Source organism: Streptomyces sp. NBC_01142 (assembly GCF_026341125.1).
Taxonomy (GTDB): domain Bacteria; phylum Actinomycetota; class Actinomycetes; order Streptomycetales; family Streptomycetaceae; genus Streptomyces.
In genome coordinates this window covers 1,060,035-1,074,979 of the sequence record NZ_JAPEOR010000001.1, presented here as the reverse complement: position 1 = coordinate 1,074,979, position 14,945 = coordinate 1,060,035, and the positions used below count along the sequence as shown (strand labels likewise).

Annotated in this window: 14 protein-coding genes and 1 pseudogene; 7 read left to right on the top strand and 8 right to left on the bottom strand. The window is 69.3% G+C overall.

Annotated features, from left to right (window positions below):
* Positions 1-226: 226 nt before the first annotated feature.
* Both OG883_RS05135 and OG883_RS05130 read left to right on the top strand, forming a co-directional pair.
* Positions 227-817: an N-acetylmuramoyl-L-alanine amidase gene (locus OG883_RS05135; protein WP_266535533.1), complete on the top strand. Its 591-nt coding sequence runs from the start codon at positions 227-229 to the stop codon at positions 815-817.
* A gap of 10 nt (positions 818-827) precedes the next feature.
* Positions 828-1,832: a 1-aminocyclopropane-1-carboxylate deaminase/D-cysteine desulfhydrase gene (locus tag OG883_RS05130; protein ID WP_266535531.1), complete on the top strand. Its 1,005-nt coding sequence runs from the start codon at positions 828-830 to the stop codon at positions 1,830-1,832.
* 36 nt (positions 1,833-1,868) lie between these two features.
* On the opposite strand, the gene OG883_RS05125 is transcribed toward OG883_RS05130, so the two are convergent.
* Positions 1,869-3,464, bottom strand: a complete 1,596-nt coding sequence (locus OG883_RS05125; RefSeq protein ID WP_266535529.1) for a Na+/H+ antiporter — start codon at positions 3,462-3,464, stop codon at positions 1,869-1,871.
* Positions 3,465-3,508: 44 nt separating this feature from the next.
* On the opposite strand from OG883_RS05125, the gene OG883_RS05120 reads away from it, so the two are divergent.
* The 3 genes from OG883_RS05120 to OG883_RS05110 all read left to right on the top strand — a co-directional run bounded on the left by OG883_RS05120 (position 3,509) and on the right by OG883_RS05110 (position 5,382).
* Positions 3,509-3,769, top strand: coding sequence for a UBP-type zinc finger domain-containing protein (locus OG883_RS05120; RefSeq protein WP_266535527.1), 261 nt, complete (start codon positions 3,509-3,511; stop codon positions 3,767-3,769).
* Positions 3,770-4,012: 243 nt separating this feature from the next.
* Positions 4,013-4,426 (top strand): anti-sigma regulatory factor, encoded by a 414-nt coding sequence (locus OG883_RS05115; protein ID WP_266535526.1) that lies wholly within the window; start codon positions 4,013-4,015, stop codon positions 4,424-4,426.
* Entirely contained in the window at positions 4,423-5,382 is a 960-nt protein-coding gene (locus tag OG883_RS05110) for an RNA polymerase sigma factor SigF (protein WP_266535525.1), read from the top strand. Before OG883_RS05115 ends, OG883_RS05110 begins: the two co-directional genes overlap by 4 nt.
* A 300-nt stretch (positions 5,383-5,682) precedes the next feature.
* On the opposite strand, the gene OG883_RS05105 is transcribed toward OG883_RS05110, so the two are convergent.
* Positions 5,683-6,096 (bottom strand): hypothetical protein, encoded by a 414-nt coding sequence (locus OG883_RS05105; RefSeq protein ID WP_266535523.1) that lies wholly within the window; start codon positions 6,094-6,096, stop codon positions 5,683-5,685.
* Between the two features lie 69 nt (positions 6,097-6,165).
* Here OG883_RS05105 and OG883_RS05100 point away from each other — a divergent pair, with 69 nt between their 5' ends.
* Together OG883_RS05100 and OG883_RS05095 are read left to right on the top strand one after the other, a co-directional pair.
* A complete protein-coding gene (locus OG883_RS05100) occupies positions 6,166-7,134 on the top strand; it encodes a diacylglycerol kinase family protein (RefSeq protein ID WP_266535521.1) in 969 nt (322 codons plus the stop codon).
* Positions 7,135-7,450: 316 nt separating this feature from the next.
* Positions 7,451-7,708, top strand: a complete 258-nt coding sequence (locus OG883_RS05095; RefSeq protein ID WP_003953983.1) for a WhiB family transcriptional regulator — start codon at positions 7,451-7,453, stop codon at positions 7,706-7,708.
* Positions 7,709-7,876: 168 nt separating this feature from the next.
* Here the strand turns inward: OG883_RS05095 and OG883_RS05090 are convergent, their stop codons facing one another.
* The 6 genes and pseudogenes from OG883_RS05090 to OG883_RS05065 form a co-directional block, all read right to left on the bottom strand.
* Positions 7,877-9,352, bottom strand: coding sequence for a sensor histidine kinase (locus OG883_RS05090; protein ID WP_266541245.1), 1,476 nt, complete (start codon positions 9,350-9,352; stop codon positions 7,877-7,879).
* Positions 9,353-9,828: 476 nt separating this feature from the next.
* Positions 9,829-10,023: pseudogene (locus OG883_RS05085) on the bottom strand (glucosamine-6-phosphate deaminase); the annotation flags it as partial.
* Between the two features lie 87 nt (positions 10,024-10,110).
* Positions 10,111-11,679 (bottom strand): glycoside hydrolase family 3 protein, encoded by a 1,569-nt coding sequence (locus tag OG883_RS05080; RefSeq protein WP_266535519.1) that lies wholly within the window; start codon positions 11,677-11,679, stop codon positions 10,111-10,113.
* A gap of 9 nt (positions 11,680-11,688) precedes the next feature.
* Positions 11,689-12,546, bottom strand: a complete 858-nt coding sequence (locus tag OG883_RS05075) for a carbohydrate ABC transporter permease (RefSeq protein WP_266535517.1) — start codon at positions 12,544-12,546, stop codon at positions 11,689-11,691.
* Positions 12,543-13,535 carry a carbohydrate ABC transporter permease gene (locus tag OG883_RS05070; RefSeq protein ID WP_266535516.1) on the bottom strand — a complete coding sequence of 331 codons (993 nt, stop codon included), beginning with the start codon at positions 13,533-13,535 and terminating at the stop codon, positions 12,543-12,545. Before OG883_RS05070 ends, OG883_RS05075 begins: the two co-directional genes overlap by 4 nt.
* Before the next feature lie 75 nt (positions 13,536-13,610).
* Positions 13,611-14,891 carry an extracellular solute-binding protein gene (locus OG883_RS05065; protein WP_266535514.1) on the bottom strand — a complete coding sequence of 427 codons (1,281 nt, stop codon included), beginning with the start codon at positions 14,889-14,891 and terminating at the stop codon, positions 13,611-13,613.
* Positions 14,892-14,945 lie beyond the last annotated feature (54 nt).

Genomic DNA, 14,945 nt, shown 5'->3' with positions numbered 1-14,945 from the left:
AAGGAGCCTTTCAGCACGGGGAGTCCCGGCGCCATTACACAAAGGGATGGGACTAGTTCTGCGCGGGCGGGGCACGTTGCACGGCGCCGCGCATGAACGGCCGGCCGCCGGCTGACCGGATGAGCTCGCTCGCCGCACGAACGAAGGGTCCATACACCGGTGTTCGGGTACAAACGCGGTACGGAACATTCCCCTCACATCGCCTCGTACCCCCAAGGAGACGGCAATGTCCCCACCCATGTCCGCGAACAGCTTCCTCGACGCACTGCGCGACGAGGGGTTAACGGTCGTCGAGGTCGGCAACTGGCGTACACACAACCGCAACCACGTGGGGCCCTGGGGCCCGGTCCACGGGGTGATGATCCACCACACTGTCACCAAGGGCACCGCGGCCACCGTCCGTATCTGCCGGGACGGCTACGCAGGCCTGCCGGGGCCGCTCTGCCACGGCGTCATCGCCAAGGACGGCAAGGTCCATCTCGTCGGCTACGGGCGCGCCAACCACGCGGGATCCGGAGACGACGACGTGCTGCGCGCCGTCATCGCGGAGAAGGCGCTCCCGCCGGACAACGAGGCGAACACCGACGGAAACCGTTACTTCTACGGTTTCGAGTGCGAGAACCTGGGCGACGGCGAGGACCCATGGCCGGAGGCCCAGCTGGAGGCGATCGAGAGAGCCGCGGCGGCCGTCTGCCGCCGCCACGGCTGGAACTCCCGCTCGGTCATCGGCCATCTGGAATGGCAGCCGGGAAAGATCGATCCCCGGGGCTTCTCCATGGACTCGATGCGCGCGCGCATCCACGAACGCCTGAAGTGACAATGGGTGTGTGACCAGGGAAGTGCTCGACCTCACCGCCGCACTGCGGCCGCGACTGCCGTCGCCGCTGCAGCCGGTCGAGGACGAGCGCTTCACCCGGCACGGCATACGCCTGCTGCTCAAGAGGGACGACCTGATCCATCCGGTTCTCCCGGGCAACAAATGGCGCAAACTGGCCCCGAACCTGCGGGCCGCGGCCGGTCGGCCGGTACTGACGTTCGGCGGCGCGTACTCCAACCATCTGCGCGCCACGGCGGCGGCGGGCCGGCTGCTGGGCTTCCCGACGATCGGCATAGTCCGCGGCGCCGAACTGGCCGACCGCCCGCTGAACCCGTCTCTGTCCCAGTGCGCGGCGGACGGGATGCACCTGCTGTTCGTGGACCGCGCGCTGTACCGGCGCAAGGCGGAGCCGGAAGTGCTGGCGGAAATCGTGTCCGCCGCGGCCGGGAGCCGTTCCCCCGCTCCGGCCGGTCCGGCTATCGAGGACTTGCACGAGGAAATCAACAAGGACATCAACCAGTACATCGACAAGAACGTGGACGAGGACCTCTACGTGGTACCCGAGGGCGGCAGCAACGCCCTCGCCGCCCAGGGCTGCACCCACCTCGGCCGTGAGCTCCACCGCCTCGCCGACGTCGTCGCCGTCGCCTGCGGCACCGGCGGTACGCTCGCCGGGCTCGCCGCCGGGCTCGGCCCCGGACAGCGCGCCCTGGGGTTCCCCGTCCTCAAGGGCGGGTTCCTCGGGGACACCGTCGAGGACCTCCAGCGCGTCGCCTTCGGCGGCCGGGCCGGAGTCTGGTCCCTCGAGGAGCGCTTCCACTTCGGCGGATACGCCCGCACCACCACCGAACTCAGTGCCTTCGCCGAGGACTTCGAGGCCCGCCACCGGCTCCCCGTCGAGCGCGTCTATGTCGCCAAGATGCTCTACGGTCTGACCGCCCTCGCCGCAGAGGGCGCCTTCCCGCCCGGCACCACCGTCGCCGCCGTCATCACCGGCCGGGAACCCTCCCGGTAGCCACGGCTCGTCCCGGTGGGCCGCCGCCCCCGGTTGTCACGGCTCCTCCCGGTAGGCCGCCGCCTCCTCCAGGTCCAGTCGGCGCAGCAGCGTCCGCATCATTTCGTCGTCGATCCGCCGCTGGTCCCGCAGGTCCACGAAGACCTCCCGCTCGGCGTCGATCATCTCCCGCGCCAGCCGCCGGTAGGTGTCGTCCGCCGACTCACCGGTCACCGCGTTCACCGCGCCGAGCCGCTCCCACACGGAGTTCCGCCGCCGCTCCAGCACGGTCCGCAGCCGCTCCGCCAGCGGCTGCGGCAGCGCGTTGCGCTCGTCCGCGAGCAGCTCCTCCAGCCGCCGCTCCGCCGCCCGCGACGCCTCGCTCTGGGCCTGCGCCTCCGCCAGGGTCTCGGCGTACGCATCGCGCCCCGGCAGCTTCAGCCACCGGATCAGCACCGGCAGCGTGAGCCCCTGCACCACCAGCGTCCCGATCACCGTCGTGAAGGTCAGGAAGAGAACCAGATTCCGCGCCGGGAAGGGCTCGCCGTCCGCCATCGCCATGGGGATCGAGAAGGCGATCGCCAGCGACACCACGCCCCGCATCCCCGCCCAGCCCACGATCAGCGGAGCGGTCCAGTTGGTGACCGGCTCACGCTCCCTGACCCGTTTCGAGAGGAGGCGCGGCACGAAGGTCGCCGGGTAGACCCAGACGAACCTCATCACCACCACGGCCACGAAGACTCCGACCGCGTACCAGAACGCCTCGCCGAACCCGTACGCGCCGAGGCCTTCGAGTACGTACGGAAGCTGCAGCCCGATCAGTGCGAAGACGGCCGACTCCAGGATGAAGGCGACCATCTTCCAGACCGCCTCCTCCTGCAGCCTGGTCTCGAAGTCGACCTGCCAGGAGCGGTGCCCCAGATAGAGCGCGACGACGACCACGGCGAGCACCCCGGAGGCCCCGACGTGCTCGGCGGCCGCGTACGCCACGAACGGAATGAGCAGCGAGAGCGTGTTCTGCAGGAGCGCTTCCTTCAGATGCGTACGCAGCCAGTGGATCGGCACCATCAGCACCAGGCCGACGCCGACTCCGCCGAGCGACGCCAGCGCGAACTCCGCGATGCCGTGGGCCCAGCTCGCGCCCACGCCGACCGCCGCGGCCAGCGCCACCTTGTACGCGGTGATCGCGGTCGCGTCGTTCACCAGGGACTCGCCCTGCAGGATGGTGGTGATCCGGTTCGGCAGACCCAGCCGCCGGGCGATCGCGCTGGCGGCGACGGCGTCCGGCGGCGCGATCACCGCGCCCAGCACGAGCGCAGCGGTCAGCGGCAGATCCGGCACCAGCAGATAGGCGACGTAGCCGACGGCTACGGTCGCGAAGAGAACGTAGCCGACGGAGAGCAGGGCGACGGGCCGGATGTTCGCCCGCAGATCCAGGTAGGAGCTGTCGAGCGCGGCGGTGTGCAGCAGCGGCGGCAGCACCAGCGGCAGCACGATGTGCGGGTCGAGGGTGTAGTCCGGCACGCCGGGCACGTACGCGCCGATCAGCCCCACCGCGACCAGCAGCAGCGGCGCCGGTACGGGTGTCCTGCGGGCCGCTCCGGCGACCGTGGCGCTCACCGCAATCAGCGCCACCAGTGGCAATGCGTCCATCGTGTCGTCCCCACGTCCGTCACCTGCGTCGTAACCTGGCAATCATGAGCGAGTGTCCGCATGTAGCAGAACTGCCGCGCCCCGAGCCGCCGCCGCTGACCGCGACCTGCCAGGGGTGCCTTGCCGCCGGCAGCCACCCGGTCCAGCTGCGGCTCTGCCTGGCCTGCGGGCATGTGGCCTGCTGCGACTCCTCGCCCCACCAGCACGCGAGCGCGCATTTCAGGGAGACGGCGCACGCGGTGATGCGGAGCTTCGAGGTCGGCCAGAACTGGCGCTGGTGCTTTGTGGACGGTTCGATCGTCTGAGACGTGGGTACGTCAACCCTCCGCCGACTCCTCGTAATTGGGCGCCGCAGACCTCTAGCCACTGTGCGTACTCATATGCTTACCATGAGTGACAGTCACCGACTGGGGGTCCCGGCGACAGGGCACCATGGATCGCGATAGCGTCGCCAGGCCAGTACCGGCTACGTACTGACTACGTACCGACGGCTGCAGGATCTCCCCTCCCGCAGCCCCGAAAGAGCTTGTGCCACCTTGGAGGTGAGGGTGTCCCAGATCGCAGGCGAGCCCGGGACTCAGGACTTCGTGGAAGTCCGGCTGCCCGCTGCGGGTGCCTACCTGTCCGTGCTGCGTACGGCCACGGCCGGCCTGGCAGCGCGCTTGGACTTCACCCTCGACGAGATCGAGGATCTGCGGATCGCGGTCGACGAGGCGTGCGCGATTCTGCTCCAGCAGGCCGTCCCCGGCTCCGTCCTCAGCTGCGTGTTCCGTCTGGTCGACGACTCGCTCGAGGTCACGGTGTCGGCCCCGACGACCGACGGCCGGGCACCGGAGCGCGACACCTTCGCCTGGACGGTGCTCTCGGCACTGGCCGGCAAGGTCGACTCCACGGTCGCGGACGACCGTACGGTCGCCATCAGCCTGTACAAACAGCGCGGCGCGGGACCCGGGCCGGCGTGAGGAGCGGGGACGGGGGCGGTCCTGTGCAGGACGAGGAGCGTGGACCCAGGGGGCTGAGCGCGCCGTCCGGCATCCCGGAGCAGCAGGCGCGGCCGCACCCGGCCGTGGACGGACTTGACGGCCAGACGGCCGCGGCGGAGCAGGCGCAGGCAGAGCGGGCGGACCGTATGAGCGAGCAGGTGCACGAGCAGCATCATGATCCACATGACCGCAGTGGAGCGCGGGCGATGTTCATCGAGCTGCGCGAGCTGCCCGACGGCTCGCCGGAGCGGGCGGAGCTGCGCAACAGGCTGGTGCGGATGCACCTGCCGCTCGTCGAGCACCTGGCGCGGCGGTTCCGCAACCGCGGCGAGCCGCTGGACGACCTGACACAGGTCGCGACGATCGGCCTGATCAAGTCGGTGGACCGGTTCGACCCGGAGCGCGGCGTCGAGTTCTCGACGTACGCCACGCCCACGGTCGTCGGCGAGATCAAACGCCACTTCCGTGACAAGGGGTGGGCTGTACGGGTGCCGCGGCGGCTGCAGGAGCTACGGCTCTCACTGACCACGGCCACGGCGGAGCTGTCCCAGCAGCACGGCCGCTCCCCCACCGTGCACGAGCTCGCCGAGCGGCTGGGGATCTCCGAGGAGGAGGTGCTGGAGGGGCTGGAATCCGCCAATGCCTACAGCACACTCTCACTGGACGTCCCGGACACCGACGACGAGTCGCCGGCGGTCGCGGACACCCTGGGGTCGGAGGACGAGGCCCTGGAGGGTGTCGAATACCGCGAGTCGCTGAAGCCGCTGCTGGAGGACCTCCCGCCACGAGAGAAGCGGATCCTGCTGCTCCGGTTCTTCGGGAACATGACGCAGTCGCAGATCGCGCAGGAGGTCGGCATCTCGCAGATGCACGTCTCGCGCCTGCTGGCCAGAACGCTGGCACAGCTGCGCGAGAAGCTGCTGGTGGAGGAGTAGCAGCCCGGGGGCCCGGTGCGCCGTCGGCGCCCAGCCGGGCCCCGACGGCGAGGGCGGGCGCCACAGACGATCGGACGGCGCCCCGGCCCGTCGGCGTCGGCAAGGGCACGCGGCGCGCATCTCGAGGACGCCCGTCGCACCACAACGACGACTGCCGGCTCCGGAAGGGGTCGGCGCCGACAGCACCGCCACAAGTGCACCGCGCCGGCCAGCCCGGGCCGCAGGCCCAGTACGTGTGCAGTGACGCATCCCGCCGCCGCGAAGCCGACCCTGCCAGCAGGGTGGCGCCCCTCGGCCCCGTTACGCGTCGCGCGCCGGGCCGCGGATACCCAGGGCCTCCGTCGTCGTCGGGTTCACCAGCAGGACCAGGCCCCCCACCGCGACCACTGCCAGGGCGATGCCCAGCGGGATCAACGCGCCCGACGTCCGCAGCAGCGTCCACGCCGGGATCAGCGCCATGAGGTGGGTGATGATCGCGGGGCCGCGGCTCCAGCTGCGCCGCAGCAGCAGCCCGCGCGCGGCAACCAGCGGGATCGCACCGAGCGCGATAAGCGTCAGTCCGCCCATCTCCGCCTGCGAGGGACTGTCGGGTCGGCCCAGGAGCCCCATCAGGAGCATGTAGACGCCGCCGGCGACCAGCGCCAGGCCTTCCAGACCGGACGCCGCGGCCGCGGCGGTCAGACGGGCAGGGCGCGGGGGCTGCTCATTACTCACCCCTGCAGGGTAGCCCTCGGGCGAAACCCCGGGCTGGGCCAGGTACCCCTCAGTAGGTACGCTCTGCGCATGCGCGCACTTCTCGTGATCAACCCGGCAGCAACGACCACGAGTGCCCGCACCCGTGACGTACTGATCCACGCACTCGCCAGCGAGATGAAGCTGGACGCCGTCACCACCGAGTACCGGGGCCACGCGCGCGACCTCGGCCGGCGGGCCGCCGAGTCCGAGGACATAGACCTGGTCGTCGCCCTCGGCGGTGACGGCACGGTCAACGAGGTGGTCAACGGTCTCCTGCACAACGGCCCCGACCCCGACCGCCTCCCCCGCCTCGCTGTCGTCCCCGGCGGCTCCACGAACGTCTTCGCCCGTGCCATCGGTCTGCCGAACGACGCTGTGGAGGCGACCGGCGCCATCCTGGACGCGCTGCGTGACCGGACCGAGCGGACGATCGGCCTCGGCCTCGCGGCGGGCACTCCGGGCACGGAGGACGAATCGGTCCCCGCCCGCTGGTTCACTTTCAATGCCGGATTCGGATTCGACGCGGGCGTGGTGGGCCGGGTCGAACAGCAGCGCGAGCGCGGCAAAAGATCGACGCACGCTCTCTATGTGCGTCAGGTGGTACGCCAGTTCCTGGAGGAACCCCACCGCCGACGCGGAACGATCACCGTGGAGCGCCCCGGCCAGGACCCGGTCACCGACCTCGTGCTGTCCATCGTCTGCAACACCTCTCCGTACACCTACCTGGGCAATCGCCCGATGTACGCGTCCCCGAAGGCCTCCTTCGACACGGGCCTGGACATGCTCGGTCTGTCCAAGCTGTCGACTCCCGCCGTGGCCCGATACGCGACCCAGCTGCTGGCGTCGACCCCCGAGCGGGGACCGCACGGCAAGCACGCCGTCACTCTCCACGACCTGAGCGACTTCACCTTGCATTCGAAGGTCCCGCTCCCGTTCCAGATGGACGGTGACCACCTGGGACTGCGCACGAGCGTGACGTTCACAGGCGTACGCCGTGCACTGCGTGTGATTGTGTGAGTGGAAGGGCCGAAAGTCCTTTAACTCGAACGTATGGGCTGGCCTCCACCCCATAGAAGTACGGCTGTGACCTAGTCGACACCGAGGAATCAAAAAAAGTTTCCGGAAGGGGTTGTATCCGCCGCCGAGGTTTGCGAATCTCTACATGGCGATCGGGACGGCCCGCAACATCGGCCCCACAGACCGCCAGAACCCCTCCTCGCAAACCAGGACCACACCAGGCAACTGGCAGTCGGCCCTTCCCTTGCGGAGGGATTCGTGAAAGCGTTCACATTCACAAGCAACCTGAATGTAATACCAAGGAGAGGTAGCAGCCATGGACTGGCGTCACAACGCCGTTTGCCGCGAGGAAGACCCCGAGCTCTTCTTCCCCATCGGCAACACTGGTCCTGCGCTGCTGCAGATCGAGGAAGCCAAGGCCGTCTGCCGTCGCTGCCCCGTTATGGAGCAGTGTCTGCAGTGGGCGCTCGAGTCCGGCCAGGACTCCGGCGTCTGGGGTGGCCTCAGCGAGGACGAGCGCCGCGCAATGAAGCGTCGTGCCGCTCGCAACCGGGCGCGTAACGCCAGCGCCTGAACGCCCCCCGCTACGAGCCTGAGCCTGGCGGCGCGCACAGAGAGTACGCACTCACCGCCTCCCGAGCCGCAGCGCGCAGTACCCCACATGCGCATCGCAACGTGAGCTTCGAGCCCCGGACCATTCATTACGGTCCGGGGCTCATCGCTGTGCCCTGCCGGTGACCGGCTACTTGTCGGCCTGCACGGGGATGTCGAGCACGACGCGGGTGCCGCGGCCGGGCTCCGGGACCGGGACCATGTCGAAGGTTCCGCCCAACTCCCCTTCCACCAGGGTCCGTACGATCTGCAGCCCCAGGTTGCCGGCCCGCTGAGGGTCGAAGCCCTCGGGCAGGCCGCGCCCGTCGTCCTGGACAGTGATCAGCAGTCGGCTGTTCCCGGTGCGCTGATCACCGCGAACCGCGGCGACCTCGACCGACCCCTGCTCCCCCTGCGCGAAGGCATGCTCCAGGGCGTTCTGCAGCACCTCCGTCAGGACCATCGAGAGCGGTGTGGCGACCTCGGCGTCGAGAATGCCGAAGCGGCCCGTGCGCCGGCAGCCGACCTTGCCCGGCGAGATCTCGGCAACCATCGCGATGACCCGGTCGGCGATCTCGTCGAACTCGACGCGCTCGTCCAGGTTCTGGGACAGCGTCTCGTGGACGATCGCGATCGAACCGACGCGCCGCACCGCCTCGTTGAGCGCCTCCCGGCCGGCTACCGAATCCATCCGGCGGGCCTGCAGGCGCAACAGGGCCGCGACCGTCTGAAGGTTGTTCTTGACCCGGTGGTGGATCTCCCGGATGGTGGCGTCCTTGGTGATCAACTCGCGCTCGCGGCGACGGAGTTCGGTGACGTCACGGAGGAGTACGAGGGAGCCCATGTGAGTGCCCTTGGGCTTGAGCGGGATGGTGCGCAGCTGGATGACGCCGTCGTTGCCCTCCACCTCGGTCTCGCGGGGCGCGTAGCCGCTGACGAGTTTGACCAGGGCCTCGTCGACCGGGCCGCGGGAAGGGGCGAGGTCGGCGGTGGTCTGGCCGAGGTGGTGTCCGACGAGGTCGGAGGCGAGGCCGAGGCGGTGGTACGCGGAGAGGCCGTTGGGGCTCGCGTACTGGACGACGCCGTCGGCGTCGAGCCGGATCAGTCCGTCGCCGACGCGCGGGGAGGCGTCCATGTCGACCTGCTGGCCGGGGAAGGGGAAGGACCCGGCGGCGATCATCTGGGCGAGGTCGGAGGCGGACTGGAGGTAAGTGAGCTCCAGTCGGCTCGGTGTACGCACAGTGAGCAGGTTCGTATTGCGCGCGATGACGCCGAGGACGCGGCCGTCGCGGCGTACGGGGATGGACTCGACCCGTACGGGCACCTCCTCACGCCATTCCGGGTCGCCTTCGCGCACGATCCGCCCCTCGTCCAGGGCGGCGTCCAGCAGCGGACGCCGGCCGCGGGGGACGAGATGGCCGACCATGTCGTCCTGGTAGGAGGTGGGGCCGGTGTTGGGCCGCATCTGGGCAACCGAGACATACCGGGTGCCGTCGCGGGTAGGGACCCACAGGACGAGGTCGGCGAAGGAGAGGTCGGAGAGCAGTTGCCACTCCGAAACCAGCAGATGGAGCCACTCGAGGTCGGATTCACTCAGGGCTGTGTGCTGGCGTACGAGGTCGTTCATGGAGGGCACAACTGCGAGCGTACCTGTGGGTAAGCCTGCGGGACGGTCCGCCCGTACTGGAGGATGGCTCGGGGAACTATGCTCTGCAGGTGGATGGACAGCAGAGAATGGTCTAGTCCACAATGAACAAGTAAAGCTGGACGCATACAGCTGAACACGTAAAGCTTCCGCCCTCCCCGCACAGGAGGGTGGAACGAGGTACCCGACGCTCTCTGCCCTGACTGCGTCGAGACCTCTCACACGGCCGGGGGAACCGCACACCCGTCGGCCGGAGAAGCTCCGGGCTGCGGTGCCGGACGGGCTGAGGGTCCCGTCCCGGCGCCGCGGCCCGCGGGTGTTTCCGGGGCCGGTGCCGTGCCGGTGTCCATCCGGGCCTCGCCCCGTGCGTCTCGGCGAGCTTCGCCATCGCCCTCGGCGCGTCCGGATCCTGGCCGCGGGCGAGGTGACCTCATAGGCCAGGAGCTGGAGCGGCAGGGCTGGAGCAGATGCTTCGCGCAGAGCGCGGCGTCGCCGGACGTCCCCCGCGCGGTCAGCAGGGTGAACCGCGGCTTGCGCGCGGCGAGCGCCCCGCTACCTCGGATCCGCGGCGCACCCTCGTCCAGGATGCGCCGCACCACGGGCCGCTCCGCCATCTCGCCGGACATGATCCGGCCCGGCTGCTCACTCGGCATGCCGGATGCCTCCCTGTGGCATTGCCAGTGCGTGGCATGGCCAGTGCCGGGGGCGGACGGGCCCTCGGCACGCACGGTCCGCGTCGGTCAGGCCCTGGCGCCCTTGCCGGTGATGACCTCCGCGGCGGCGCGTCCGCAGACGCGGGCGGCGCCATGCGTCGCGATGTGCAGGGCTCCCCTCGGCTCCGCCCGGTCCACGCCCATCTCGACCACGACCGTGTCGGGACGGGCCGCGAGCAGGGCGTCCAGGGCGTCCGCCATCCAGGGGTGGCGGTGAACATCGCGCACGACAGCCACGATCCTGCGGTCCGCCGCAGCGACCAGCGCATTGCCTACCAGTTCGGATGTACCGGTCGCGCTGTCGTAGGTGTCGGTCCCGGTGCCGGGCAGCAGCGCGGCCAGCTCGGCGGCGACTCCCCACGGAGTCTCGTCCCCGACGGCGATGTTCGCGACCGGGGTGAGGGCCGCTACGTACGGGGCACCGGTGATCGGTTCGTACGGCAGCTTCCCCGCCGTCACCCGCACCGCCCGGCGCGCCGCGACCAGCCCGATGTCGGAGCCGGGCGTGGTCCCTCCCTCCGGCTGCGCCGGGGGAACCCCCGACGGTGAAGCCGGGCCCGGCTCCCCTGCGGCCCCCCTGGCCCGTCGCGTCCAGTCGGCGAGTGCGCGTACCCGCGCCGCCGCGTCGGCCAGCCGCTCCTCGGGCAGTTCGCCGTTGCGTACTGCCGCGACCAGCGCATCGCGCAGTCGCAGTACGGTCTCCTCGTCGGCCAGGCCGCCGCCCACACAGATCGCGTCCGCTCCCGCGGCGATCGCGAGGACAGAGCCGTGCTCGATGCCGTACGTCGACGAGATGGCCTGCATCTCCATGCCATCGGTGACGATCAGGCCCTGATAGCCCAGCTGTTCGCGCAGCAGACCGGTGAGGATCTGCGGGCTCAGCGTCGCCGGGCGGTTCGGGTCGAGCGCGGGGAGGAGGATGTGTGCGCTCATCACTGCCTTGGACCCCGCCGCGATGGCCGCACGGAAAGGCACCAGCTCACGGGCGTGCAGCGTGTCGAGGTCCACGTCGATGCGGGGCAACGCATGGTGCGAGTCGACATTGGTGTCGCCGTGTCCGGGGAAGTGCTTGGTGCAGGCGGCGACTCCGGCGGCCTGGAGGCCTTCGATGTACGCGACGGTGTGCCGGGCCGCGAGACGGGTGTCGGCGCCGAAGGACCGTACGCCGATCACCGGGTTGTCCGGGTTGGAGTTGATGTCGGCGGACGGCGCCCAGTTGAGGTCGACGCCGCACTCGGCGAGCCGGCGGCCGAGTTCACGGGCGACGGCCCGGGTCAGGTCCGCGTCGTCCACCGATCCCAGCGCGTAGTTGCCGGGGAAGGAGGAGCCGGTGCGCACCTCGAACCGGGTGACGTCGCCACCCTCCTCGTCGATCGCGACGAGTACGTCGTCCCGCTCGGCCCGCAACTGCGCGGTGAGCGCGGCCAGCTGACCGGGTGAGGCGATGTTGCGGCCGAACAGACCGACCGCGGAGAGACCTTCGCCGATCCGGCGCAGCAGCCAGTCCGGTGCGGTGATGCCGGTGAAACCCGGCTGGAGGACGGCGAGGGCGTCGCAGGTCACGGTGTCCGAGGAGCCACGTACGAAAGTCGTCATGAGCCGGTGCTATCCCTTCACCGCGCCGGCCGTCAGACCCGCGGCCATCTTACGCTGGACCAGGAGGAAGAGGATCACGATGGGAACTGCCATCATCGTGGCACCCGCCATCATCGGCGCGTACTCGGTGCCGTTCTTGGTGGTGAAGTTGCCCAGCCACACGGTGGCGGTCTGGTTCTGCTGGCTCATCAGCATCAGCGCGTACAGGTACTCGTTCCAGGCCTGGATGAAGGCGTAGACCGAGGTGGCGACCATGCCGGGGGCCAGCAGCGGGAAGACCACGCGGACGAAGGCGCCGGTGCGGCTGCAGCCGTCGACCATCGCCGCCTCCTCCAGCTCCTTGGGGATGTTGACGATGAACCCGCGCAGCGTCCACACCGTGAACGGGAGGACGAAGGTCAGGTACGTGATGATCAGGCCCGTGAGCCTGTCGTACTGGCCGAGGTCGTTCAGCAGCAGGAAGACCGGGATGATCATGGCGACGAGCGGGATCATCTGGACCGCGAGGATGCCGACGATCACGATCTTGCGGCCGCGGAAGGCGAACCGGGATATGGCGAGCGCGGCGAGCATGCCGACCGCGATACCGATGAGGACCACGACCAGCGAGACGGTCAGGCTGCGTCCCACCGGCCCCCAGAAATCGGCGATGTCCAGCGCCCGCCGGAAGTTCTCCAGCGTGAAGACGTGGGGGAAGAGGTGCGGGTCGGGGTCGATGGCGTCCTTGGCCGGCTTGAACGCCGTGTTCAGCATCCAGTAGACCGGGAAGCCCACGGTGACGAAGACAAGGAGGCCCAGCAGATTCCAGCCGAGCCTGCTCTTCCTGGGACGGCGGGTGGCGGCGGGAGCCGCGGTGGTCGAGGTCACTCCACCTCTCCGATCTTGAGCATCTGGCGCATGTAGACCGCGACCACAGCGAGCAGCAGGACTACGGTGACCAGCGCGATCGCCGAGCCGGTGCCGTAGTCGTTGACGACGAACGCCTTGTCGTACGAGTACGTGGTGAGCAGTTGGAACTCGGCCTCGGGGTGGCCGTTGCGCATCACGAAGACCTGCGGGAAGACACCCATGTCCCAGATCACCGAGAGCGTCGTCAGCATCACGATCAGGGGCTTGAGGATCGGCAGGGTGACGAAGCGGAAGACTCCCCAGGCGCCGGCGCCGTCGAGACGGGCGGCTTCCTCGAGCTCCTTGGGCACCTGGGTGAGGCCGGCACTGAGGGTGATCACGACGAACGGCACGGCGCCCCAGACCACCAGCAGGACGATCACGGCGAGTCCCTGGGGGCCGCTGGCGAACCAGTTGTGACCGACCATGTCGACCCCGGGCAGCTTGGAGAGCAGCCAGTTGAGTACGCCGTAGTCCGCGTCGAAGAGCCACTTGAAGATCGCGGTGGCGACGATGATGGGCATGCCCCAGCTCGCCACGAGCGCGATGTTGACCAGGGTCTTCATCCAGCCGGAGACGCGCTGCAGCAGCAGGGCGATCAGCATGCCGATGACCATGGTCAGGACCACGGCGCTGACGGCGAACACGACGGTCCGCAGGACGACGGCCCAGAACTCGCTGTTCCCGAGGATCTTGGAGAAGTTGTCGAAGCCGACGGACTCCGGTTCCTGGAAGCCCCACAGCTGGGGCTGGCCGAACTTCTGGAAGGAGAGGGTGACCAGCCTCACCAGCGGATAGCCGAGGACCAGGAGAAGGACGAGCAGGCACGGCGCGAGCAGCAGCCACGGCACTCCCGCCCCGCCCGCTGTCCTCCTGCCCGGCTTTGCGGGGGTGGCGGCGCCGGCCCCCTGCGGCGGCGATTGCCGCGTCGGCGGCACCTTGACGGTGGTTGTCTCTGCGGCACTCATCCCGTGCTCCTCAGCGGTCCCTCTCCCGGTACGGGCGGCAGGGCCCCGTCGAGGCGACGAGGCCCTGCCGATAGGTCACTTGGTGTTGATGACCTCGTCGATCGCGGCGTCCGCGGCCTTCGCGGCGTCCTCGGCCGACTTCTTGCCGGTGCCGATCTCCTGCAGCATGGTCTTGAGGATCTGGGCCTTCTCGACCTGCCCCCAGCCCGGCGCCATCGGCACGAACCAGTTGGACTCGGCAGCGGTGGCCGGGACGAGCGTCTTCGGGTCGTTCTTCAGGGTCGCCAGGTCCGTCTTGTTGTTGGGCAGGTTGCCCTTGGCGAGCAGACCCTTCTGGCCCCGGGCGCCGGTGAAGGCGTTGATCCACTCGGCCGCGACGTCCTGCGCCTTGGACTTGACCGGGACGGCCAGGTCGGAACCGCCGAGGAAGACGGGCAGGGCCTTGCCGGACGGACCGGGCATCACGAAGTTCTCGATCTTGTCGGCGAGCTTGCCGACCTTGTCGTTCTTCGGGTCCGCGGCGGTGCCGCCCTCCCAGGCCGCGCTGAAGATGGTCGCGGACTTGCCCTGGCCGAAGACGACCGGACGGTCGGCCTCGTCCTTCGTCTTGTCACCGTGCATGTACTTGTCGATGATCGACTTGTACTCATTGAGACCCTTGAGGGACTCGGCCGAGGAGAGGTTGGCCTTCCACGTGTCGCCGTCCTTCTTGGCGATGGAGCCACCGGCGTCGTAGACGAAGGACATCGCGGCGTACCAGTCGGGCGAAGGCTGGTACCAGGCGCTGAACTTGTCGCCCTTCTCCTCCTGGATCTTGTCCAGGGCGGAGGTGAGCTCCTGGTAGGTCTTCGGAGTGGCCTTCACGCCGACTTCGGCGGCGAGGTCCTTGCGCCAGGTGCCGACACGGCCACCGGCGTAGTACGGGACACCGTAGGTCTTGCCCTCGTAGGAGACGGACTCCTTGAGGCCGTCCAGCCACGCGTCCGACTGCTCGAACTTCTTCGGGTCGACCTCGGCGAAGGCACCCTTCACCATGTAGCCGAGCATCTCGGTGTTGCCCATCTCGACCACGTCCGGAGCCTTGTCCGTGGCGAGTACGGCGTCGAACTTGGCGTTCTTGTCCGGCCATCCGTAGTACTCGTGCTTGATCTTGATGCCCGGGTGCTGCTTGACGACCGCGTCGTCGGCCGCCTTCACCAGGTCGGGCCAGTTGTTCTGGGCGTCGACCGTCAGCCAGACGGTCAGCTCCTTGGCTTCGCCACCGGCCTTGTCCCCGCCCTTGTCCGAATCACCACAGGCCGCCAGGCCGACCATCATGCCCGCGACGCCTATTGCCGCGATGAGCTTGCGCTTCACGCCACCCTCCTCAGGGATGCCTGCAACCCCTGCCCTCCGCGAAGACCTACGCCG

Bases quoted from the DNA above. Each gene is read 5' to 3' on its own strand.
- OG883_RS05135 (WP_266535533.1), top strand. From the start codon at position 227: ATGTCCCCACCCATGTCCGCGAACAGCTTCCTCGACGCACTGCGCGAC.
- OG883_RS05125 (WP_266535529.1), bottom strand. From the start codon at position 3,464: ATGGACGCATTGCCACTGGTGGCGCTGATTGCGGTGAGCGCCACGGTC.
- OG883_RS05120 (WP_266535527.1), top strand. From the start codon at position 3,509: ATGAGCGAGTGTCCGCATGTAGCAGAACTGCCGCGCCCCGAGCCGCCG.
- OG883_RS05100 (WP_266535521.1), top strand. From the start codon at position 6,166: ATGCGCGCACTTCTCGTGATCAACCCGGCAGCAACGACCACGAGTGCC.
- OG883_RS05095 (WP_003953983.1), top strand. From the start codon at position 7,451: ATGGACTGGCGTCACAACGCCGTTTGCCGCGAGGAAGACCCCGAGCTC.
- OG883_RS05090 (WP_266541245.1), bottom strand. From the start codon at position 9,352: ATGAACGACCTCGTACGCCAGCACACAGCCCTGAGTGAATCCGACCTC.
- OG883_RS05080 (WP_266535519.1), bottom strand. From the start codon at position 11,679: ATGACGACTTTCGTACGTGGCTCCTCGGACACCGTGACCTGCGACGCC.
- OG883_RS05070 (WP_266535516.1), bottom strand. From the start codon at position 13,535: ATGAGTGCCGCAGAGACAACCACCGTCAAGGTGCCGCCGACGCGGCAA.